The following is a 22493-nucleotide window of genomic DNA, read 5'->3' as shown; positions in this document are numbered from 1 at the left end:
ATGAGGGGCTGGTGGCTTATGCGGTTTCTGCTCAGTGAGGATCAGGTCGCTCTGCGGGCCGGTGTGCGGGAGGTGTTGGCGCGGCGCTTCGGGGCGGAGCAGCTGCGGGCCGCCGTCGACGGGGGCGGCGTGCTGGACCGGGGGCTGTGGCGGGAGTTGGGTGCGGCGGGGTTCTTCTCGCTGTGTCTGTCCGAGGCGGAGGGCGGGATCGGGCTCGGGGTGCCGGAGGCGGTGGTGGTGTTCGAGGAGGCGGGGCGGGCGCTGTTGCCCGGGCCGCTGGTGGCCACGCATCTCGCCGCGGGGCGGGTGCCGGGGGCGGCGACGGGGGAGGCCGTCGTGACGGCTGTCGGGGGCGGGGGGTTGGTGGAGTGGCTGGACGAAGCGGACGTGGTGGTGGGGTCCGTGGAAGGGGCCGTGGCGTTGCGGTCGGTGGACCCGTTGACGCCGTTGCACCGGGTGCCCGGGGCGGACCCCGCCGCCCGTCTCGATGATCTGTTCGTACTGCTCACCGCAGCCGAGCAGTTGGGCACGGCGGTCCGGGCCTGCGAGGCCGCCGTGCAACACGCCCGGACGCGGGAGCAGTTCGGGCGGCCGATCGGGGCGTTCCAGGCGGTCAAGCACATCTGCGCCGAACTGCTGGTGCGGGTGGAGGTCGCCCGGGTCGCGGTGTACGCGGCGGCCGTGACCGTCGACCCGGTGGACATCGCGGCGGCTCGGCTGCTCGCCGACGAGGCGGCGGTGCGCGGTGCCCGCGACTCCCTTCAGGTCCACGGCGGTTCGGGGTTCACCTGGGAGGCCGACGTACACCTGTGTCTGAAGCGGGCGTGGGTGCGGGCGGAACGTGGCGGATCGATCACGGAGAGTGAGGAGTTGTTGGCGCGGGAACTGCTGAGCGAGGCGAGTTGAGGGCCCTGACCAGGGTGAAGACGGAAATCCGTGGCAGTGGCGCGGCCGAATGTCGCGGAACGTGGCATACCGGAATTACCGAGCGTTGATACCGTGTTGTGTCCTAGGCGTGACTTGTCACGGCCTGGAGTCGGAGTTCCGCTCCGGTACCTTCTGGTGGATGCGAGTGGTTCCGAGGTCGAGCCGAGTCGGTGTTGCCCCTGTGGCGGCCCCGGATCCGGCGGTGCCCGGCACTCGTGAAGTGGGCCGGAGTCTCGACGCCCCGGTCTGTTCGACTCCCCGCGATGAGCGTCGCACAGTATGCCGTACGCGTACTCCTTCGCGCTGGAATATGCCCGAAGCGCTTGTTGGGGTGACTGTACGTCAACCATGCTGTCCGGTAAGGGGATCACGTTCCGTGATCCCGGTGCCGACGGTGTCGACGGCGGTGGCGTCGGCCAGGCAGCAGATGACCACGATCGTGGCCCCTGAGGGGCGTGCGGCGATGTGTCCGCCGGTTCGGATGGTGTGAGCGGTGCAGGTGCTTCAAGTGCAGCTGGAGATCCGGCCCGACCCCGCAGAGGTGGGTCGCGCACGGAGATGGGCCCGTGCACGGCTCTCCGGGTCCGGGATAGGGGACGACGAGCCGCTCGCCGAGACGCTGATCCTCCTCGTCTCCGAGCTGGTCACCAACGCGGTCGTGCACACCGGCCGTCCGGCGGTGCTGCGGCTGCAGTTGTCCGGGTGTCGTGACGGGGCGATCGGCAAGGTCCGCCTGGAGGTCGCCGACGGCAACGCGTGTCCGCCGGCCCCGCGGTGTGCCGACGGTGACGAGACGGGCGGGCGCGGTCTCGCCCTCGTCGACGTCCTCGCGGACCGCTGGGGCTGGACCCACGAGGGCGTCGGCAAGCGGATCTGGTGCGAGCTGGACCGGGTGGTGCCCGGAGCTTCCGGGGCGGCGAGTGGGGCGGGCGCCTCCGGGGCCGGCGGCGGAATGGTCGGCGGCGGCGCGGTGACCCACACGGTCTATCCGGCGTGCAGCGCGGTGACGGGTGTCGCGGCGGTGGCCCGGGAGAGCCTGGCCTGCGACGGGTTGGCGTTCGAGGCGGTCTAGGGGCAACGTTCGTCCGCCGTGCGAACGTTGCCTGCCGCGGCACTGGAGCGCGGCCCGGGCCGTGAGGCGCACTCGGGCGCCCGGCTTCGCGTCGCACACGCCGCGCGCGAGCGCACGACGTGCGACGGTTGCCCGGTGGTGGCCGCGTCGTGCGCCGGACTTGCTTCCGTGCTCACCGTCGCGACGCCGGTTTCGTCCGCCTCGTCCCCGAACGGCTATTGACGTCTGGTGTCCGTTTGATCACGCTTGTGTTCAGCGATTCGCCGCGAGGGGACGACGAGGGTCTCGGTGACGGAGGCCCTCGGCGAGCGTGGGTCGTGATTCGGCGCCGGCTCCCCGCAGGGCCCAAGGGCGGGGCGGGCGTGCCGAAGCCGGATGGCGGCGCGCGGTGCCGTGCTCGGGGCGGGCAACGGCGCGCCGCCAGCCGACTCCACCGCCGGCCGACGCCACTGCCGGTCGACGCCACTGCCGGGCGACCCTGCCGCCGACCGACTCCACCGCCGGCGGACACCACTGCCGGGCGACTCCGCCGCCGGCCGACTCCGAGGGTGCGGCCCTACAGGATGGCGATCGGGGCCACCGGTGTGCCCGTCGCTCCGACGAACGGCTCCGGCATCGCCGAGAGCAGGAAGTCGTACCGCCCCGCTTGTCCACAGGCTGTGGACAACTCCTCCAGATTCCAGTTCTGCCCCTGCGGCATGCCCATCTCGACCAGGTCGAGCGCGTGCACCGGCAGCCACAGATCCTCGACCTCCGGCGGGAAGATCTCGAACGTCAGCGTGTCATTGGCGACGGCCGCCACGTCACGCGCGTGGAACCACTCGGGGGTACGCAGCGACAGCCCCGGCGACGGGAACGCGTACGCGTGCTTGTCCCCGGTGAGATAGGTGCGGATCTGTCCGGTGCGGACCAGGACGATGTCGCCCGCGCGGACCCGGGTGCCCGCCAACTCCTCGGCCGCGTCCAGGTCTTCGGGGGTGACGGCGTGGCCGCCGGGCAGCTGGTCGTCGCCGAGCCCGAGGGCGCGTGGAACGTCCAGCAGAACGCCGCGCGAGACGATGTGCCGCGCCTTGTCGATGCCGGCGAAGGCCGCGCCGCCGTGCGGGGTGATCGTGTTCGCGGGGCGGCCGTTGTAGATCCGGCCCGAGTGTGAGACATGGGTGAGCGCGTCCCAGTGCGTGGCCGCCTGGAGCCCCATGGTCACCGCGTCGTCGCTGCACGCGACCGTGCCCGGACCGAAGATCTCCTGGTTGATCTGCACCATCGCGTGCAGCGGATTCACCCGGCCCGGCATCATCCCCGTCTGCACGCCGTCCTGTTGCAGGGGCAGTGCGAGCGGGACGCGGCGACCGGAGCGCACCGACGCGGCCGCCTCCCGCACGACCTCGTCGGTGATCAGGTTGAGGGTGCCGATCTCGTCGTCGGCCCCCCAACGCCCCCAGTTGTTCACGCGCTTGGCGATGTCCGTGAACGCGGCGAACTCCGTGGGTGATGACATCGGGCCTCCCCGAGGGCTTGTGGTGGCGTATCCGGCGGGCCGTAGAATCGCCGTACGAGCAATCTAACGACCCGTCAGATGACGGTGCATCAGGTAACAGTGCATCAGATAGCGGGCCACGGACAGCGGTTCGTCCGAGCGATGTGATGAGGGGAAGGGCTCGGGGTGGGAAATTTCCTGGCAGGCAAGGTCGTCGCCGTCACCGGAGCGGGGCGGGGGATCGGCCGGGCGGTGGCCCTCGGCGCCGCCGCCGAGGGCGCTCGGGTCGTCGTCAACGACTACGGCGTCTCCGTCGACGGCTCCGAACCCACCAGTTCCGTCGCCGAGACCGTCGTCAAGGAGATCGAGGGGGCCGGCGGCGAGGCGGTCGCCGTCGCCGACGACATCTCCACGATGGCCGGTGGCCAGCGGGTCGTGGACACGGCGGTCGAGGCGTACGGACGGATCGACGGGGTCGTGTGCGTCGCCGGCATCCTGCGGGAGCGGATGCTGTTCAACATGGCCGAGGACGAGTGGGATCCGGTGATCGCCACCCACCTCAAGGGCACGTTCACGGTGTTCCGGGCCGCGTCCGCCGTCATGCGCAGGCAACGGGCCGGGACGCTGATCGGGTTCACCAGCGGCAACCACCAGGGGTCCGTGTCGCAGGCCAACTACAGCGCGGCCAAGGGCGGGATCATCTCGCTGGTGCGGAGCGCGGCGCTCGGCCTGCACCGGTACGGGGTGACCGCGAACGCGGTGGCGCCGGTCGCGCGGACGCGGATGTCGGCGGGGGTGCCGATGGAGCTGACCGAGATCGGTGAGCCGGAGGAGGTGGCCGCGTTCGTGGTGTACCTGCTGTCCGAGCGGGCCCGGGCGGCGGGGATCACCGGGCAGGTGTACACGGTCGCCGGGCCGAAGATCGCGGTGTGGGCGCAGCCGAGGGAGTTGCGTGCCGCGTACGCCGAAGGGGGCTGGACGCCGGAGAGGATCGCGGAGTTTCTGCCGGGGGCGGTGGGGGTGGATCCGATGCCGATGCTGGAGCGGGTGGAGGGGATGGCTGCGGCTGCGGCGGCGGGGCGGCGGCCGAACGCGTGAGGGCCCTGCCGAACGGGGCGCGTTGTCGGGTGCGGGTGAGTGGGGGCTGGTCGCGCAGTTCCCCGCGCCCCTCAAAAAGCAGGGGCTGCGCCCCGTGCATTTTGCCTTTGGGGGCGCGGGGAACTGCGCGAGAAGCCCCATCGGACCCGCACCCGACACCGCACCGATATCACCCGCGGCGGTCATCTTGGAGGCGGCATGGACTTCGGGTTCGGTGATGAGGACGAGGCCTTCCGGGCGGAGGCGCGGGCGTGGTTGGGGGCGCACGCCGGGGTGGGAGAGGACCGGCGCGCCTGGGAGCGGACGCTCGGCGCCGCCGGATGGATCGGGCTCGGCTGGGCCGAGGACGGGTACGGGAACCGCACGGCCACCCTCGTCCGACAAGTCGTGTGGGCCGAGGAGTACGCGCGGGCCGACGTACCCGCCCGGTCCGGCCACATCGGAGAGAAGCTGCTCGCGCCGACGCTGATCGCGTTCGGGAGCGAGGAACAGAAGCGGCGGTTCCTGCCGCCGATCGCGCGCGGTGACGAACTCTGGTGCCAGGGATACAGCGAGCCCGGCGCCGGGTCCGACCTCGCCGGCGTGCGGACCAGGGCGGAGCGGGCGGACGACGGGTCGTACCGGATCACCGGACAGAAGATCTGGACCTCGCTCGCCCACGAGGCCGACTGGTGCTTCGTGCTGGCCCGTACCGAGCCGGGCTCCGAACGCCACCACGGGCTGTCGCTGCTGCTCGTGCCGATGGACCAGCCGGGCCGGATCGAGGTGCGGCCCATCCGGCAGCTGACCGGGACGAGCGAGTTCAACGAGGTGTTCTTCGACGGGGCGCACGCCCGCGCGGAGCATGTCGTCGGGGGCGAGGGCAACGGCTGGCGGGTGGCCATGGGGCTGCTCGGCTTCGAACGCGGGGTGTCGACGCTCGCCCAGCAGATCGGGTTCGAGGAGGAGTTGAAGGACGTCGTACGGGCCGCCGTCGACAGCGGGGCGGTGGACGACGCCGTCGTACGCGACCGACTCGTACGGCAGTGGGCCGAGTTGAGGACCATGCGGTGGAACGCCCTGCGGACGCTCGGCGGGGCGGAGGGCGGCGCGGAGCCGGGCGCGCCGAGTGTGGCCAAGCTGCTGTGGGGGCGGTGGCACCGGCGGCTCGGGGAGCTGGCGATGGAGGTGCGGGGCGCGCGGGCGGCCGTAGGACCACGGGAGTGGTCGGCGGCGGAACCGTACGCACTGGACCCGTTCCAGCACCTGTTCCTGTTCAGCCGGGCCGACACCATCTACGGCGGTTCGGACGAGGTGCAGCGCACGATCATCGCCGAGCGGGTGCTCGGTCTGCCGAGGGAGCCGAGAGGCTGAGACGCCGAGAGGTGAGGCCATGCGCGGAGTGGTGTTCGACGGGAAGCGGGCCGAGGTCGTCGACGATCTGGCCGTGCGCGGGCCGGGGCCCGGTGAGGTGCGGGTGGCGATCTCGGCCGCCGGGCTCTGCCACAGCGATCTGTCGGTGGTGGACGGGACGATTCCGTTCCCCGTTCCCGTGGTGCTCGGGCACGAGGGGGCGGGAGTCGTCGCGGAGGTCGGGGCGGGGGTCCGGCATGTCCGGCCCGGGGACCACGTCGCCCTGTCCACCCTCGCCAACTGCGGGGCCTGCGCCGACTGCGACCGGGGGCGGCCGACCATGTGCCGGCGGGCGATCGGGCGCCCCACACGGCCGTTCTCGCGGGGCGGGCGGGAGGTGTTCCAGTTCGCCGCGAACTCCGCCTTCGCGGAGGAGACGGTGGTCAAGGCCGTGCAGGCCGTACGGATCCCGGACGACATCCCGCTGACCTCCGCCGCGCTCATCGGGTGCGGTGTGCTGACCGGGGTGGGGGCGGTGCTCAACCGGGCCCGCGTCGACCGGGGGGACGGTGTCGTCGTCATCGGGGCCGGTGGGATCGGGCTGAACGTGGTGCAGGGCGCGCGGATCGCGGGGGCGACCCGGATCGTGGCCGTGGACGCGAACCCGGAGAAGGAGGCGGTGGCGCGGCGGTTCGGGGCCACACACTTCCTGACGTCGGTGGAAGGGGTGCGGGACATCCTCCCCACCGGCGCCGACCACGCGTTCGAGTGCGTCGGCCGGGTCGAGCTCATCCGCCAGGCCGTCGACCTGCTGGACCGGCACGGGCAGGCGATCCTGCTCGGCGTGCCGGCCGCGACCGCCGAGGCCTCCTTCCTCGTCTCCTCCCTCTACCTGGACAAGTCGATCCTGGGCTGCCGCTACGGCTCCTCCCGACCGCAGCGGGACATCGCCCTCTACGCCGACCTGTACCGGGAAGGGCGCCTGCTCCTCGACGAGCTGGTCACGGCCACCTATCCGGTGGAGGACTTCGCGAAGGCGGCGGAGGACGCGGGGGAGGGGCGCGTGGCCCGGGCAGTGCTCACGTTCTGAGCGGTTCCGGTGGCCGTGGGGGCGTGGTTGGTGGCGATGGTCTCGGTCGTGGCTCCGGGGGTGCGGGCCGCGCGGAACGTCCGTCGGTACGCCGTCGGGGTCACCCCCAGCGCCCCCTGAAGGTGCTGCCGCATGGACTGGGCGGTGCCGAAGCCCGCGTCGTGGGCGACCTGGTCGATGGTGAGGTCGGTGGATTCCAGAAGGTGGCGGGCGCGTTCGACGCGCTGCTGGGTGAGCCACTGGCCCGGGCTGACACCGGCCTCCTCGCGGAAGCGGCGGGTGAACGTACGGACGGACATGGACTCCCGCGCGGCCATGTCCCGGAGCTGGATCGGCTCGTGGAGCCGCCCCAGGGCCCACGCGCGGGCGGCGGTTGTGGTCCCGGTCTGCGGCTCGGGCAGCGGCCGCTGGATGTACTGGGCCTGGCCGCCGTCCCGGTGCGGCGGCACGACCGTGCGCCGGGCCACGTCGTTGGCGACGCCGGTGCCGTGGTCGCGCCGTACGAGATGCAGGCACAGGTCGATGCCGGCCGCGACGCCCGCCGAGGTGAGAACGTCCCCGTCGTCGATGAAGAGGACGTCCGCGTCGACCCGGACCTTCGGGAAGAGCCGCTGGAAGTGCTCGGCGAGGGACCAGTGCGTGGTCGCCGGGCGGCCGTCGAGGAAGCCGGCCGCCGCCAGGACGTAGCCGCCGTTGCAGATGGAGACCAGCCGGGTGCCGGGGCGGATGTGGGCGAGGGCGGCGGCCAGTTCGGGGGTGAGGACGCCGGCTTCGTAGACCGGGCCGAGTTCGTACGAGGCGGGGACGACGACCGTGTCGGCGGTGGCGAGGGCCTCCGGGCCGTTCGGGACGAGGATCTCGAAGTCGGCGTCCGTGGCCACCGGGCCGGGCGGCCGGATCGAGCACGTGACGGTCTCGTACAGCGGTGTCCCCGCCGCGTCGCGCGCCCTGCCGAAGATGCGCTGCGGGATACCGAGCTCGAAGGGGAGCAGGCCGTCGAGCGCGAGCACGACCACGCGGTGCGGGGGCGCGGGGCGCGGGGCGGTGGTCGGCCGCGGGGTGGTGGGGCTCGTGGCGGGGGTGGGGCGCGTGGCGGGGGTGGGGGTGCGCTCGGCGGAGGGGGCGGCGGCCATGGCCCGATCCTAGCGAACGCTGTCCCTTCGGCCACTCGTCCGGAATGCCCGCAGGTCGGAAGCTTGACGTCATGCCCCAGACAGCCGACGACGCGGCCGAGTCCCGCCCCGCCGCCGAGTCCCGCCCAGCCGTCACGGACGGGTCCGCCGCCGGCGTCGCCGCCGCCGCAGCCGTGCCGCAGGCGCCCGTGGACCACCGCCCGCCCGGCGTCGGTCCCCGTGTCGGACGTGGCGGTCTTCGTCCCGGCCGCCGTCGGGGCCGCGTCCACCGCGCCTGGTTCGTCGCCGCCGTCACCTTCGTCACGATCATCGGCGCGGCGGCCTTCCGTTCGCTGCCGGGCCTGCTGATCGATCCGTTGCACGCGGAATTCGACTGGTCGCGCGGCACGATCGCGTCGGCGGTCTCGATCAACCTGGCGCTGTACGGACTGACCGCCCCCTTCGCCGCCGCCCTGATGGACCGCTTCGGCATCCGCCGGGTCGTCGCGGTGGCGCTGACGGTGATCGCGGCCGGGGCCGGGGCGACGGTGTGGATGACGTCGGCCTGGCAGCTGATGCTCTGCTGGGGTCTGCTGGTGGGGCTGGGGTCGGGTTCGATGGCGCTGGCGTTCGCGGCGACCGTCACCGACCGCTGGTTCACCGAACGGCGTGGTCTGGTCTCGGGCATCCTGACCGCGGCCTCGGCGTCCGGGCAGCTGATCTTCCTGCCGCTGCTGTCGTGGATCGTCTCCGAGCGCGGCTGGCGGCCCGCGTCCGTCACCGTGGCGCTCGCCGCGCTGGCCGTCGTGCCCTTCGTCTGGCTGCTGCTGCGCGACCACCCGGCGGACGTGGGGCTGAAGCCTTACGGGGCGCGGGAGTTCGTACCGAAGCCGGGGCCGGTGCAGGGGGCGGCGAAGCGGGCGGTGAGGGTGCTGCTGTCGGCGATGCGGACGGGGCCGTTCTGGCTGCTGGCCGGTACGTTCGCGATCTGCGGGGCCTCGACCAACGGCCTGATCCAGACCCACTTCGTGCCCGCCGCCCACGACCACGGCATGCCGATCACGGCGGCGGCCTCGCTGCTGGCGGTCATCGGGGTCTTCGACGTCCTCGGCACGATCGCCTCGGGCTGGTTCACGGACCGCTTCGACTCACGGCGGCTGCTGGCGGTGTACTACGCGTTCCGCGGTGTCTCGCTCCTCTTCCTCCCGATGCTCCTCGCACCCGCCGTCCACCTCCCGATGATCTTCTTCATCGTCTTCTACGGTCTCGACTGGGTCGCCACCGTCCCGCCCACCATGGCGCTGTGCCGCGAGCACTACGGCGAGGACAGCGCCATCGTCTTCGGCTGGGTCCTGGCGTCCCACCAGGTCGGCGCCGCCCTCGTCGCCTTCCTCGGCGGCCTCGCCCGCGACGTCTTCGGCGGGTACGACGTGGTCTGGTACGCCTCGGGGGCGCTGTGCGCGGCGGCGGCGCTGATGGCACTGGTGATACGGCGACGGCCGGTGGGGAGGGTGGGGGTGGCGGTGGGGGCCTGAGGGTCCGGGGCGGACGCGCCGGGAAACCGTGCGGCACAACCGATTCGGTCGTGGCACCCTCCCTGTAGGGGGAGGGATGCTGGTGATGTCCATGGCGGCGACAGCCGGGGTGCCGGACGAGGACGGGGGCGAGAACGGGACTCGCGCGGGCGCGGCGCCGTCCGCTGTCTCGATGGCGGTACTGGGTGTGGAGGGCGGGCTGTCGTGCGCCGTTCTCCTGCTGGTCGGGATCGACTCGGGGCGGGCATCCGCGGCGTCCTTCGGGGTGCTCCTGCTCTCTCCGCTGCTGCTCCTCCTCATCCTCTTCGCTGCCGCCCTCATGACCGTGGCGTACGTGCTCCCGGCCGTGGCGCTCGCCCACTGGACGGCGCGGCAGGTCACCGGGCGTGTCGCGTGGTGGTGGATCCCGCCCGCCTGCACCCTCTGGGTGCTTCCCGCCCTGGCCGTACCGTCCTGGCTGCTCCCCGGCCTCGCGTTCTACGCGGCGGCGGTGCCTCCGGCCCTGATCACTCACCACACCCTGCTACGCGCCGACATGGGTCGTCCCGTCCAGCCCTGCGCGGCGATCATCCTCTGGGGCACGCTGGCCACACTGTGTCTGCTGCTCGTGGGCGTGGCGATGGCGGCGGCCTAGTCGAGCGTGAAGGCGCCGAAGCGGCCCCGGTGGAACAGCAGTGGTGGTGTCGCTTCGGGGGCGGTGCCCAGGGACTCCACGCGGCCCACCACGATCAGGTGGTCGCCGCCGGGGTGTACGGCGTGGATCGTGCAGTCGATCCAGGCGGGGGCTCCGGTGAGGCGCGGGGAGCCCGTCGCGGGGGCCGGGGTGTGGGCCACGCCGGCGAACTTGTCCGCACCGCTCACCGCGAACCGCCGGCACAACTCGCCCTGTTCCGCGCCGAGTACGTTCACGCAGAACACACCCGCGCTGGCGATCCGGGGCCAGGTCGTCGACGTACGGCCGACCATGAAGACCACGAGGGGCGGGTCCAGGGAGAGCGCGGAGAAGGACTGGCAGGCGAAGCCGGCCGGGGGCGGGACCGCCGGGGTCGGGGTGCCCGATTCCGGCAGGGTCCCGGCGGCCCCCGGGGCTCCCGCGGTTTCCGGGGTCGCCGCGGCCCCTGGGGCCGTGATCACCGTGACCCCCGTCGCGAAGTTGCCCAGTACGCGGCGGAACTCGGCCTGGTCGACCGGTGCCCGTTCGTGCTCGCCGACACAGCGCAGGTCGGGGCGGGGCAGGGCGTCGACGACCGGTGGCGCGTGCGTCGCCCCGCGCCCCCTGTCCGCCGGAGCCGCTCTCAGATAGCGGACGGCGGCGGCCGCCATTCCCGCGTGTCCCATCACGTGAGTCATTAGAGCTGACGACCCGTCAGAAGTGAAGGCTCGTGCCGAGCCTCTCCTCGCTCGTCAGCGGCCCTCGTAGCGGGGGTTCCGCCGTTCCACGAAGCTCGCCACGCCCTCCTGGGCGTCTGCCGTCGTCATGTTGATCTCCTGCGCGGCGGCCTCGGCGGCGAAGGCGGTGGCGCGGTCGGTGTCGAGGGAGGTGTTGACCAGGTGTTTGGCCAGGGCGATGGCGCGGGTGGGGCCGGCGGCGAGGCGTTCGGCCCACTCGCGGGCCGTCTTCTCCAGGTCCTGGGCGGGGACGACACGGTTCACGAGGCCGAGGCGATGCGCGTCGGCGGCGGACAGGGCGTCGCCGAAGAACATCAGCTCCTTCGCCCGCTGGAGTCCGACGAGGCGGGGGAGGAGGTACGCGCCGCCCCCGTCGGGGACCAGCCCGCGCCGGACGAACACCTCGATGAAACGGGCCCCTTCGGCCGCGAGGACGAGGTCGCAGGCGAGGGCGAGGTGCGCGCCGAGGCCGGCGGCGGTGCCGTTCACCGCCGCGATCACCGGCTTCTCGCAGTCGAGGACGGCCGCGGTAAGCCGCTGGGCGCCGAGGCGGATCATCCGCGCCACGTCACCGGCCACCCGCGCCACGTCGCCGGGCACCCGCTCCCCACCGTCCGTCGCCGAGCCCCGCAGGTCCGCGCCCGCGCAGAAGCCGCGGCCCGTGGCCGTGATCACCACCGCGCGCACGGCGGGGTCGACAGAGGCCTCGGAGAGGAGGTGGATGAGGCGTTCTCGCTGGTCGGGGGTGATGGCGTTCATCGCCTCGGGGCGGTTGAGGGTGATCCACGAGACGGCGTTGTCAGTGGCGTGCAGTATCAATGAGTCACGGGATTTTTCGGGATGTTCAAGGGGGGAAGCGGACATGTGGGTGCTCCGATTCTTACGGGTAGTGATGGTTCTCCTGGGTGTGTGGGGTGGCTTCCGCGCGCGTCGGCGCTCAGCGGCACACCGCCAGCGCGTCCAGGGCCACCGCCCCCTGCCCCCTCGGCAGCACCATCAGCGGGTTGATGTCCAGCTCCGCTATCTGGTCCCCGAGTTCGAGCGCCATGCGCTGCACGCGGAGCACGACCTCCACGAGGGCGTCCACGTCGGCCGGGGGAGCACCGCGCACCCCGTCCAGCAGGGCCCGCCCGCGCAGTTCGGCGAGCATGGCGTGGGCCTGGTCCTCGCCGAAGGGCGGCACGCGTACGGCCGAGTCGCGGAGCACCTCCACGAGGACCCCGCCGAGGCCCACCGTGACCGTGGGCCCGAAGAGGTCGTCGTGGGTCATGCCCACGACCATCTCCACGCCCCGCTCGACCATCTGGCACACCAGTACCCCGTCGAGGGAGACGTCCTCGTAGCGGGCGATGTCGGTGAGTTCGCGATAGGCGTCGCGGATCTGGCTCGCGGAGGTCAGGCCGATCTTCACCAGGCCGAGCTCCGTCTTGTGGGCGATGCTCGCGCCGGACGCCTTCATCACCACCGGGTAGCCGACGAGGCTCGCCGCGCGTACGGCCGCCGCCGCGCTGGTCACCAACTGCTCGCGCGGCACGCGGATGCCGTACGCGCGCAGCAACTGCTTGGCCGCGTGCTCGCTCAGCTGCTGCCCCGGCCGCATCAGTGCCTGCGCCTTGCGGAAGGAGGGCGAGGGGGAGCGGGGCGCCTCGTCGAAGGGGGAGCGGTAGGCGGCGGTGAAGCGGGAGTGGTCGAGGTGGGCGCGGACGGCCGTGATGCAGTTGGCGAAGGTGCGGAAGGTCGCCACCCTGGACGACCCGAGCAGTGTCTCGCGGTACGCGGCCTCGGTGCCCACCGGCGACCCCCACACCACGCACACCAGCTTGTCCGTCCGCTCCGCCGCGGCCACCAGGTCCTGGGCGAGCTTGTCGCTCATCGGAGGGAAGGGGCCGGTGATGGGACAGATCAGCACGCCCACGGCGGGGTCGTCGAGGATCGCGTCGAGGATGCGGGGCCCGCGCCAGTCGCCCACGGGATGGCCCCCGTTGTCGACGGGGTTGGCCACGCTCAGATAGTCGGGGATCCACTGGTGCAGCTCGGCCTGCTTGGCCTCGGAGAGTGTGGGGAGGGGCAGTCCGGCCTCGGTGGCCAGGTCGGCGAAGTGCGCGCCCGTGCCGCCCGAGATCGAATAGACGACGACGCCTTCGGGCCGGGGTACGGCCGTCCTGGGTACGCCCGTCGCCGGTACGGCTGACCCGGGCGCGGCCCTCGTCGTGCGGCGGGCCCGTGCCAGCAGGGTGGCCGTGTCCTGGAGTTCGTCGAGCCCGTCGACGCGGATCACTCCGTACTGCCGCATCGCCGCGTCGACCACCGCGTCCGCGCCGGTGAGCTTGCCGGTGTGGGAGGCGGCGGTGCGGGCGCCGGTCTCGGTGCGGCCGACCTTGACGGCGACGACGGGGACACCGCGGCGGGCTGCCCGGTCGGCGGCGAGGAGGAAGGCGCGGCCGTCCTTGAGGCCCTCGACGTAGGCGGCGATGGCGCCCACCTCGGGGCGCTCGGCGAAGTAGGAGATGAAGTCGGCGGTCTCCAGGTCGGCCTCGTTGCCGGTGGGGGCCCAGTGGGAGAGGCGGATGCCGATTTCCTGGAGGGAGAAGACGGGGCGGCCCTGGTGGCCGGACTGGGTGATGAGCGCGATGGCCGGCCCGTCGAGGTCCTCCCTGAACCGCTCGAAGGCGTTGAGGTTGGTGTTGGGGCCGAGCAGCCGCAGCCCGTCGGCTCGGGCTACGGCGTCGGCCAGCCGCTCCTGGGCGGCGGCGCCCTCCGCGCCGGTCTCGGCGAAGCCGGAGGCGAAGGCGACGGCGAACTTCACCTTGGCCTCGGCCAGTTCGCCGATCAGGGGAAGGGGGTCGGAGACGAGCAGTACGGCGAGGTCGACCTGTTCGGGCAGGGCGGCGACGGAAGGGGCGCAGGGGATGCCGAAGACCGACTCACGGGTGGGGTGCACGGGGTGGAGCCGGGCGCCGACGCGTTCGGACCAGGCGAGCAGTTGCCGGGTGATCCCGGTGTTCGGCCGGCCCTCCGCGTCCGAGGCGCCGACTACGGCGACGGCCTCCGGGCGGAAGAAACGGTCCAGGTCGGGGACGTCGGCGTACAGCGGGCGTCCGCTGACGTCCAGGTCGCCGGCCTCGGCGGGCCTGCCGTGCACGGCCTGTGCGGGGTGCTCGCCGCACGCGATGGCCCGGGCCCGGCGGGAGTCGGTGGTGAGGGTGCCGTGGGTTGATCCAAGCATCGGTCCGCCCGCTCCTGTGTGACAGCCAATTCAGTGACGTGGTGACGTTCACGTACCTGACGACACGTCAGATTTCAGACTACTGAACTGACGCTGTGTCAGGAATGGGTGTGCGAGCAAAGTTACGCGGCAGTAAGGAGGTTGTACCCATGCGGGGCGGAGGTCAGACCTGTGACCGGATCCGTCCATGGGTGAGTCCATGGGCGACGATCCGGTGGTGGCAGGCGGGCGGTCAGCGTTCCGTGCGGATGCGTACCGTGATCGCGTCGAGCGTGGCGACCCCGCCGGTCTTCGCGACCGCCTTGGCGATCTTCTCGGCGTCGAGGGCGAGTTCGCGGAGCATGCCGCTGATGGGGTTGGTGAAGCCGGTGAAGTACAGGCCGGGTGCGCTCGCGGGGGTGCGGGCGCCGCGGACGACGGGCTTCCCCCGGCCGTCGAGCACGTCGAGGTGTCCGACGAGTCCTTCCAGGCCGCGCCGGTAGCCGGTGGCGGCGATCACGGCGTCGGCCGCGACGCGGGTGCCGTCGCCGAGGACGACCTTGCCGTCCTCGAACCCCTCGACCGGGCCGACGATCTCGACCTGCCCCTTGCGTACGGCGTCGATGAGGCCGACGTCCTGCACGGGGACGGAGCCCTCGTGCACACGGGAGTAGAGGCCGGTGTCGGGGCGGGCCAGGCCGTGCGCCGAGAGGTCGGGCACGCTGAGCTTCGCCATCGGCTTGGCGAGCCGGTCCACGAGGGCGACCGGCAGTCGCCGTACGAGGACGCCCGTGTACTGGGCCGCCCACCCGGCGGTCGACCGGCGCACGATGTGCGGGGCCGTCCGCACCGCGAGCCGTACGCGCGCCGCCCCGCCCTCGACGAGGTCGACGGCGATCTCGGCGCCGGTGTTGCCGACGCCGACGACGAGGACGTCCCGGCCGGCGTAGGGCTTCGGGTTGCGGTACTGGGCGGCGTGCACCAGCTCGCCCTCGAACGAGTCGCGGCCGGGCCAGTCGGGGATGTGGGGCGTGTGGTTGTAGCCGGTGGCGACGACCACCGCGCCGCCGGTCAGCTCGCGGCCGCCGGTGGCGTGCAGCAGCCAGCCGGTGCCGTCCGGGCCGCGCTCGACCCGGGACACCTCGACGCCCGTCACGATCTCCAGCTGGTGCACCTCGGCGTACTTCTCCAGGTACCGCACCACGTTGTCCCGCGACACCCACCGGCCGAAGCGGCGCGGCATGGACAGGCCGGGCAGCCCCGACAGCCGCCGGGTGGTGTGCAGGTGCAGCCGGTCGTAGTGCCGCCGCCAGGACGAGCCGACCGCGTCCGACTTCTCCAGCACCACGGCCCGCACCCCCTGCGCCCGCAGCGCGTGCGCGACGGCCAGCCCGCCGGGTCCGCCGCCGATCACGTAGACGGGGTGGTCGGAGGACGCAGGGGTCGCGGGTCCCGCGGGTGCACTGGAATCGGCCATGTGCCTGAGCGTATTCACACCCTCACTTGTTGGGTCTCGGTCAAGCCCGGAATTGGTTGCGGATTGATCACGGGTGTGGGAGGGGTGGGTGGGGCCTGTGGCGTAGGTCTCCTGGTATGTGGACGGACGGTGGCGGCGCCTGCGGCTCACGGCGCGCTTCGGGAGACCACGCCGAAGTCCTTCCTCCTACGCCCCCTTGCGCGGCCGTCCTCGTCGGGGAGCCGCGGGTCGCCATGAACGCACGTCCTGGACGGACAGGCCGAGCCGGGCGAGGTGGCGCGTGTAGCTCTCCCGCAACTGCTCGTCGCCGTCGGACGCCCTGACCGGACCGAGGCCGCGGTCCACCGCGGTGACCCAGGGCAGCACCTCCGTGAGAGCCGAGAGCAACGGCAGAGCGAACTCGGGCCGGTGCGCGTGGGCGTGGGCTTCCGCCTCCAGGATGTCGAGCAGCACCTCCGTTCGCTCACGGGCGTCCCAGCCCGCCCAGCCCAGCAGGGTCGTCGAGGACAGGGAGGAGATGGAGGAGGCGAACGAGGTGAAGCGCTCGTTCGGCAGGTCGAACTTGCCGCGTTGTTTCCAGTAGGACGACTTGAGGAAGTCCGCGGAGGTGAAGCGGGGCGGCTCCTGCGGGGCCGCCGTGTCGGCGCGGCCCCGCATGTCGTCCCGCAGCTGGGACTCCCACAGCTCCTCCCAGGCGCGGCGCTTGGTGAGGCCCGACGGTTTGTACCGGAGCGGTGCCGCCTGGGGAACGTGTTCGGTGGCGAGCAGGTCCAGCAGAACGCTGACCGTGCTTCTGTCGTCCGCGTCGGTCAGTTCCGCGTAGAGCGAGAGCAGCGCGAGGAACTCCTCGTCGTCTTCGAGTAGTTCGCACAGTTCCCGTACGGTCCGTGCGACCGGGCGACGACCGGTCGGCACGGCTTCGAACCACAGCCGATCCGCTTCGCAGCGGTCGAGCAGCCTTTCGCGAAGGATGTCCCGGACGGTGGCGTTCCAGTCGGGCGCGATCCAGCGATGCTTGTACTCGGGCTGCTCCAACAGCGCCAGGAACCCGTTCTGCGCGATGGCGTCGACGCGTCGCTGTACGAGGTCCCGGTACGGGGCCGGCCAGTGTTCGGGAACCTCGGTCGTGGGGACCGCCTCGTGGCGCGTGAACCACTTGGCCTCTGGATCGTCGGAGAACCACGGCGCGCTCGTCCCGCCGCTCGCGATCCTTCTGGCGAGCGCGATCTCGAACGCGCGCTCACCGACTCTCAGAGGAGGCGGATCGACGACGGCGGTCAGCCCCTCGGCGTCGTCGACGATGCCGTAGGACGCGTATACCTGCCAGTCCAGTTCTTCCTGGAGCGCGATCATGCGGGCCCGGATCGAGAACCAGCGGTCCTGGGCCGAGCGGAGTGTGCGCGCCGTGAGAGGCGTGTCCGGGGCCGACAGCTCCGACAGGCAGTCGGCCGACTCGGTGGCCAGCCCGTCGAGGTGCTCCGCCGGCGCGAGGGGCATGGTGCGGGGGAGGGGAAGGTCGAGCAGACGGCCGGCCGTGAACTCGTAGATCTTCTCCCAGGCCTCGCCGCCTCGGAGGGTGTCGATGTGCGCCTGCCCCTTGCTCTGACTCACCTGCTTCAGCCAGAAGCACACGGCCGAACTGTTGAGAGTTCCGAGAAGCTTGAGGTGGGACGATTCCGTCGCGCTCGGCGGAAGTTTGATCACCGGTGCCGAGTTCAGGGGTACGGCACCGCCGCGGAGAACGGTGAAGTGCGGATGGGTGGAGACCCAGGGGAAGACGATCGACCAAGGGTGCGCGTCCCAGTCCAGCGCGAACTGGTGCCAGTCGTACCACGGCGACGACTTGTTGGTCCCGCGGCGGTGTGCCAGCACGGTGCGGTACGGCCACAGGCGCCGTCGATGCCGTGGACAGAGGTCCAGGTCGACGAGTTCCCTGCCGTTCCCGGTGCGGGGGAAGAACGCCTCCAAGGGTGCCCGTGAGGACCAGTCGCGGACCTCGGAGCCGGTCAGTACCCGGATGGTCGCGGCCTCCTCCACGCCGTACCGTCGGAACGAGGCGGGGGTGGAACAGAACAGGTCGTCGGAGCCGGTGTTGGCCGCGTACCCGATACGCGCGACGCGTTCGCGAAGCCGCTCCCCCTTCTCCATGAGGCGCAGCACGTGCCGGGCCGCCGACGGTGTGAGGCTCCAGGGGAAGACGCTCAGCTCTCCGCGTTCCTGGAAGTAGGACTCGGCCCAGTGGTCCGTCGTGCCGGGGGCGAACGCCAGCCGTCGCAGCGACTGCCAGACCGGTGCCTGCGCCGGCACCTGCGGCAGGTGCGTCTCGCCACGGAGGCCGACGACGAGGAGAACAGGTTCGTGGGGTGCGGGGACGCTGTTCCGGCCGACGAGGATGACGGTGGGCGCGCCGTGGCCGGGGATGTAGGCCCCGGAGGTGTCGATGACATGGGAGAGCCGCACCCGTGGCAGGAAACGCTCGATGAGCCTGCGGCCGAATTCGCGCTTCATGAAGGAGTTGACCGTCAGGAGACCGACCCGCCCTGAGGACGGGCCGGGCAGTGCCAGACGGAAGGCCAGTTCCGTGAAGGGGACCGAGAGGGTGTAGGGCCCCTCGCAGCTCTCGTAGGCGTCGCGGTAGGCAGTGAAGAGGGCCTTGTCCTTGACGGTGAGGTAGGGGGGATTGCTCGTTACCACGTGGTACGAGGCGGGGCGCAGCAGGCCGTGGCGCTCCGCGTATGCGTCGATGTCGGTCGGCGATCCGAAGCCGGTGGGCTGCGGGGGCGCCACGTGGCCGCCGGGCGCGGGACCGAGAGCATCACTGTCGGGACCGTGCAGCAGCGCGTCCCCGGTAGCCACCACCAGCGGGAGGTCCGGGACGTCGTCCAAGGTCTGGGCCCGCCCGGTGTCCATGGCGGCCATCAGCAGTCGGAAACGCGTGATGCTGACGGCGCAGGGGTCGATGTCGCAGCCGTGGACCGACGCCAGGGCCCGGGCGGCCCGCTGCCAGGGGCTCATCCCGGGGCGGGCGTCGGCCCAGCGGCGGCACAGGCGGGTGTACGCGGCGAGCAGGAATCCGCCGGACCCACAGGCGGGGTCGATCATCCGGAACCCGGCCGGCCCGGGCGCCGCCCCGTGCTCGTGCAGCGCCGCCTCGAGTGTGAGGTCGTGAATCAGCTCGACCACGAAGTCCGGAGTGGCGACCAGGCCGTGGGACTTGCGTGCCTGGTCGCTCAGGTCCATGTACAGGTCCGCAAGGAATCGCGTGTCGCGTGAGGCGTCCTCGAAGTCGTGGACGAGGAGCCCCTCCGGGGTCCGGCGACGCCAGAAGTCGACGAGCGCCCGGCTCGCCTCGGGGCCCGGCCGCATCCGCCACATCGGGTGACTGCTCCTGCTGAAGACCGAGGCCATCGCGGGATGGGAAGACAGGCGGTCCACGGCCGAGAGGATCGGATCGTTCGCCGCGTCGTCCGCGCCCGGCTCCCAGCGTCCCGCGAAGGGAAGTCCGAGGAGTCCGTTGTCCTCACAGAACCGGATCATCACGGTGGCCAGGACCCAGCCGGTGGCGACCTGTGAGACCTGCTCCTGCAGCCAGGCCTTCCATGTCGACGCCGTCAGCCTCTGCTCGACGGCGGCCCCGTACTCGGCCCGCATCCTTTCGACGGCGGGATCGGAGGGGGCGCGCGTGCCCAGATCATGCTCGATCTCCACCCTGATCCGCCGCAGGTCCCTGAGCAGGTCGGCGCGAGAGAGCATTGCCCCTCTTCTTTCTCGGTCGGACAGCAGGTCATTGCCGGTCGCGTCGGCACTTCATCCTGGTAGCGAGGTTATCACCGCGAGAGTGTCGTAAATAGTGGAGAGTGTTGGCGTGACTCCTCTACCCTTGTCACTGGAACGGCCGTCGATCGGCGGCCGTGTCGGCGGAATTCGGCGCAGTGGAAGAGGTGTGCCCCATGGAGGGGAACGACAGAGCGCTCAGAGGGGTCTGGCTGGCGCTCATCCTGCTGGGATCCTTGGTGGGTGCCGTTCTCGCGGCGGGCGCCGTCCGGGCGGTCGGCGGGGAGGTGGTCGTCGTGCTGGCGACGGGAGGGGGTGCGTTCTTGGGGCTGGCCACCCTGGGGCTCACGGCCAGGAAGTTCCTGACCGAGTCGGGCTCATAAGGAGTACAGTTCTTAGGGGTACGGTCCTAAGGACTCGAAGGGGGTCTCGTGAGGCGTCAGGCAGGGTTGGTCAAACCTCCGCACGTGTTCGACCGCGCACCCGAGTGGGAGGCGCTCGTCGCTTTCGTGGAACGGCCCTTGCCGCAGGCCATGCTCGGGGTCGTCAGCGGTCGCCGCCGGATGGGGAAGACCTATTTGCTGAGGGCCTTGGTCGAGCAGTACGGGGGCTTCTACTTCGGTGCCACGGCGGGCACCGCCACCGAGTCGCTGCGGCAGTTCGGTGCCGCCCTGGCCGAGTACGTGGGCTCTCCGGCGCCCTTCTCCTTCGCGACGTGGGACGACGCCGTCTCCTCTCTCTTCGGCATCGCCTCTCCGGACGGGAGGGGGGCGGGCGAGGCGACCACGCGTCTCGTCGTCATCGACGAGTTCCCCTACCTGGCGAAGGTCGCTCCCGAACTTCCCTCCCTCATCCAGCGCGAGATCGATCGCCATCAGACACGGGAGAGCCGCATGCGGCTCCTCCTCTGTGGTTCGGCGATGTCGGTGATGGGCGGGCTGCTGGCGAGCACGGCCCCCCTGCGGGGCCGGGCCCAGCTCGAACTCGTCGTGCGGCCTTTCGGCTACCGGCCGGCCGCGGAGTTCTGGGGCGTTGCCGATGAGCCCGCCCTCGCGGCCCGACTGCACGCCGTGGTCGGTGGTACGCCCGCGTACCGCCGCCAGTTCCTGGCGGACGACGTCCCCGAGAACCTGGCGGCGTTCGACGACTGGATCTGCCGTACGGTCCTCTCGCCGTTCAGTCCGCTCTTCCGGGAAGCGCGTTATCTGCTCGCGGAGGAGGCTGACATCCGGGACACGGCCCTGTACCACTCCGTCCTGGCGGCTGTGGCGCAGGGCAACACGACGCGTGGCGGGATCGCCGGGTACATCGGCCGGAAGGCTGTCGACATCTCGCACCCGCTCAACGTCCTCGAGGACAGCCACCTCCTGGTTCGTGAGGCCGACATCTTCCGTGCGGGCAAGTCGCAGTACCGCATCGTCGAACCGCTGATCAACTTTTACGAGGCGGTCATGCGTCCTGCCTGGGCCCGGCTGGAGAGCGGTCAGGCCGCGGAGGTGTGGGGGCAGGCGGCCGAGCGGTTCGCGGCACAGGTGGCCGGACCGCATTTCGAGGCCGTCTGCCGCGAGTATGTGATCGGGCCGGGACGGTCGTTGCTCAGTAGGTCGCTGGGTGAGGTCGGCAGCGGCATCGTGACTGACTCGGCGGAACGCCGGCAGCTGCAGGTGGATGTGGCGGTCGTCGAGCCGGGTTCTGGGGGGCGGCGACCGTCGGTTGCCCTCCTGGGAGAAGCGAAGTGGGGCACCGTGCTGGGTGTCGGCCATCTGGAGCGGCTGAGCCGGGCCCGTGAACTGCTGACGGGCCGGGGGTTCGACACGGCCCACTGCGGGCTGGCGTTCTTCAGCGCCGCGGGATTCAGCGACTCACTGCGCGCTGCGGCGGAGCGAGGTGGCCTGCTGCTCGTCGGTCTCGACGAGTTGTACGGGCGGGCCATGCCGGTCGGGTTCGTGCCCTGAGGCGTAGGGCGGACGCCCTCGCGGGTGCGGGTGCGGGTGCGGGTGCGGGCAGGGCCCCGGGTTCTGTCGGCCTGTCCGTGCCTCTTGCGCATCCATCTCCCTTCCGCTGAACTGACGATCCGTCAGAAACCCGTGTGGGTGCGCGCGGAAGGGCGAAGTCCATGGAGACGATCTGGCTCAGCGGTGCCGAATGGGTGGCCGTGCTGCGTATCGGGCTCGGGCTGTGGTGGCTGGAGAGTTGGCGGCACAAGGACAAGAGGGCCTGGTTCGAGGAGGGGACCGGCATCGCCTGGGCGGCCGGGGTCGCGGAGAAGCACCGGTGGGCGGCGGTGCGCGGGGGGTTCGACGTGGTGGTCAGGCCTCGGCAGCGGGTCATGGCCTATGTCGTCGTCTACGCCGAACTCGCCCTCGGCCTCGGGCTGATCCTCGGGTTCCTCACGCCGATCGCGCTCGTCGGCGGGCTGGTGCTCAACCTCCTCTATCTCGTGCTGATGATCCACGACTGGGCCGAGCAGGGGCAGAACTCGATGATGGCGCTCATCTCGGTGGTGGCGCTGTTCGGGATGTCCTGGCAGACGTGGTCCCTGGACAGCGCGTTCGGGTTGTTCTAGTGGGGGCCCGGTTCGATCTGCCGGAGGTCGACGGTCTCAGTCGTACGTACTGGGATGCCGCGTCCGACGGGCGGCTGCTGCTGCGGCGTTGCGGGGCGGCGGGATGCGGGCGCGCCCATCACTATCCGCGCGAGTTCTGCCCGTACTGCTGGAGCGAGGACGTGCGATGGGAGGAGGCCTCCGGACGCGCCGTGCTCTACACCTGGTCCGTCGTCCACCGCAACGACCTGCCGCCCTTCGGGGAGCGGACGCCGTACGTCCCCGCCGTCGTCGACCTCGTCGAGGGGCCGCGGATGATGACCGAGGTCGTGGAGTGGGAGGAGGGGGGAGGGGAACTGCGCGCGGGGGCGGGGCTCCAGGTCGCCTTCCGGGAGAGCGGGGGGTTCGTGGTGCCCGTATTTCGCGTGCGGGCGTGAGGGGCCCGGCGTTTCAATGGGGG

The 22493-nt window shown here is 71.8% G+C and carries 18 protein-coding genes; 11 read left to right on the top strand and 7 right to left on the bottom strand.

Annotated features, from left to right (window positions below; all coding sequences use genetic code 11):
• Positions 1-18: 18 nt before the first annotated feature.
• Both HW837_RS30950 and HW837_RS30945 read left to right on the top strand, forming a co-directional pair.
• Positions 19-906 (top strand): acyl-CoA dehydrogenase family protein, encoded by an 888-nt coding sequence (locus HW837_RS30950; protein WP_045556092.1) that lies wholly within the window; start codon positions 19-21, stop codon positions 904-906.
• A gap of 529 nt (positions 907-1435) precedes the next feature.
• A complete protein-coding gene (locus HW837_RS30945) occupies positions 1436-1999 on the top strand; it encodes an ATP-binding protein (RefSeq protein ID WP_045556093.1) in 564 nt (187 codons plus the stop codon).
• A gap of 556 nt (positions 2000-2555) precedes the next feature.
• On the opposite strand, the gene HW837_RS30940 is transcribed toward HW837_RS30945, so the two are convergent.
• Positions 2556-3497 carry a cyclase family protein gene (locus tag HW837_RS30940; RefSeq protein ID WP_045556094.1) on the bottom strand — a complete coding sequence of 314 codons (942 nt, stop codon included), beginning with the start codon at positions 3495-3497 and terminating at the stop codon, positions 2556-2558.
• 165 nt (positions 3498-3662) lie between these two features.
• On the opposite strand from HW837_RS30940, the gene HW837_RS30935 reads away from it, so the two are divergent.
• From HW837_RS30935 to HW837_RS30925, 3 genes are all read left to right on the top strand, one after another.
• Positions 3663-4574 (top strand): SDR family NAD(P)-dependent oxidoreductase, encoded by a 912-nt coding sequence (locus tag HW837_RS30935; protein ID WP_045556095.1) that lies wholly within the window; start codon positions 3663-3665, stop codon positions 4572-4574.
• Between the two features lie 198 nt (positions 4575-4772).
• Positions 4773-5927 (top strand): acyl-CoA dehydrogenase family protein, encoded by a 1155-nt coding sequence (locus HW837_RS30930; RefSeq protein WP_193380392.1) that lies wholly within the window; start codon positions 4773-4775, stop codon positions 5925-5927.
• Positions 5928-5946: 19 nt separating this feature from the next.
• Positions 5947-6996 carry a Zn-dependent alcohol dehydrogenase gene (locus HW837_RS30925; protein WP_193380391.1) on the top strand — a complete coding sequence of 350 codons (1050 nt, stop codon included), beginning with the start codon at positions 5947-5949 and terminating at the stop codon, positions 6994-6996.
• On the opposite strand, the gene HW837_RS30920 is transcribed toward HW837_RS30925, so the two are convergent.
• Positions 6918-8129 (bottom strand): GlxA family transcriptional regulator, encoded by a 1212-nt coding sequence (locus tag HW837_RS30920; protein ID WP_237270452.1) that lies wholly within the window; start codon positions 8127-8129, stop codon positions 6918-6920. The two genes, HW837_RS30925 and HW837_RS30920, sit on opposite strands and share 79 nt — an antisense overlap.
• A gap of 71 nt (positions 8130-8200) precedes the next feature.
• Between HW837_RS30920 and HW837_RS30915 the strand changes: the two genes are divergently transcribed.
• Both HW837_RS30915 and HW837_RS30910 read left to right on the top strand, forming a co-directional pair.
• Positions 8201-9643 (top strand): MFS transporter, encoded by a 1443-nt coding sequence (locus tag HW837_RS30915; protein ID WP_234442440.1) that lies wholly within the window; start codon positions 8201-8203, stop codon positions 9641-9643.
• Positions 9644-9719: 76 nt separating this feature from the next.
• Positions 9720-10277, top strand: a complete 558-nt coding sequence (locus HW837_RS30910) for a hypothetical protein (RefSeq protein WP_234442441.1) — start codon at positions 9720-9722, stop codon at positions 10275-10277.
• Here HW837_RS30910 and HW837_RS30905 read toward each other — a convergent pair.
• From HW837_RS30905 to pglX, 5 genes are all read right to left on the bottom strand, one after another.
• Positions 10274-10981 carry a flavin reductase family protein gene (locus tag HW837_RS30905; protein ID WP_237270451.1) on the bottom strand — a complete coding sequence of 236 codons (708 nt, stop codon included), beginning with the start codon at positions 10979-10981 and terminating at the stop codon, positions 10274-10276. The genes HW837_RS30910 and HW837_RS30905 overlap by 4 nt on opposite strands.
• A gap of 66 nt (positions 10982-11047) precedes the next feature.
• Positions 11048-11896: an enoyl-CoA hydratase/isomerase family protein gene (locus tag HW837_RS30900; protein ID WP_193380390.1), complete on the bottom strand. Its 849-nt coding sequence runs from the start codon at positions 11894-11896 to the stop codon at positions 11048-11050.
• Between the two features lie 73 nt (positions 11897-11969).
• Positions 11970-14258, bottom strand: coding sequence for an acetate--CoA ligase family protein (locus HW837_RS30895; RefSeq protein WP_193380389.1), 2289 nt, complete (start codon positions 14256-14258; stop codon positions 11970-11972).
• Between the two features lie 232 nt (positions 14259-14490).
• Positions 14491-15714 carry a flavin-containing monooxygenase gene (locus HW837_RS30890; protein WP_045556101.1) on the bottom strand — a complete coding sequence of 408 codons (1224 nt, stop codon included), beginning with the start codon at positions 15712-15714 and terminating at the stop codon, positions 14491-14493.
• Positions 15715-15900: 186 nt separating this feature from the next.
• Positions 15901-19467, bottom strand: coding sequence for a BREX-2 system adenine-specific DNA-methyltransferase PglX (gene pglX / locus HW837_RS30885; RefSeq protein ID WP_045556102.1), 3567 nt, complete (start codon positions 19465-19467; stop codon positions 15901-15903).
• Positions 19468-19664: 197 nt separating this feature from the next.
• On the opposite strand from pglX, the gene HW837_RS30880 reads away from it, so the two are divergent.
• The 4 genes from HW837_RS30880 to HW837_RS30865 all read left to right on the top strand — a co-directional run bounded on the left by HW837_RS30880 (position 19665) and on the right by HW837_RS30865 (position 22470).
• Positions 19665-19871, top strand: a complete 207-nt coding sequence (locus HW837_RS30880; RefSeq protein WP_143110715.1) for a hypothetical protein — start codon at positions 19665-19667, stop codon at positions 19869-19871.
• Positions 19872-20051: 180 nt separating this feature from the next.
• Positions 20052-21443: an AAA family ATPase gene (locus tag HW837_RS30875; RefSeq protein WP_237270465.1), complete on the top strand. Its 1392-nt coding sequence runs from the start codon at positions 20052-20054 to the stop codon at positions 21441-21443.
• A 161-nt stretch (positions 21444-21604) separates the two neighbouring features.
• On the top strand, positions 21605-22054 hold the full coding sequence (locus HW837_RS30870) for a hypothetical protein (protein WP_045556105.1): 450 nt from the start codon (positions 21605-21607) through the stop codon (positions 22052-22054).
• Positions 22054-22470: a Zn-ribbon domain-containing OB-fold protein gene (locus HW837_RS30865; protein ID WP_045556106.1), complete on the top strand. Its 417-nt coding sequence runs from the start codon at positions 22054-22056 to the stop codon at positions 22468-22470. The genes HW837_RS30870 and HW837_RS30865 overlap by 1 nt, the downstream gene beginning before the upstream one ends.
• The last annotated feature ends 23 nt before the right edge of the window (positions 22471-22493 follow it).

It is taken from the genome of Streptomyces caniscabiei (genome assembly GCF_014930365.1).
Lineage (GTDB): Bacteria > Actinomycetota > Actinomycetes > Streptomycetales > Streptomycetaceae > Streptomyces > Streptomyces caniscabiei.
The sequence above is the reverse complement of the archived record's forward strand: the minus strand, read 5'-3'. Positions and strand labels throughout refer to the sequence as shown.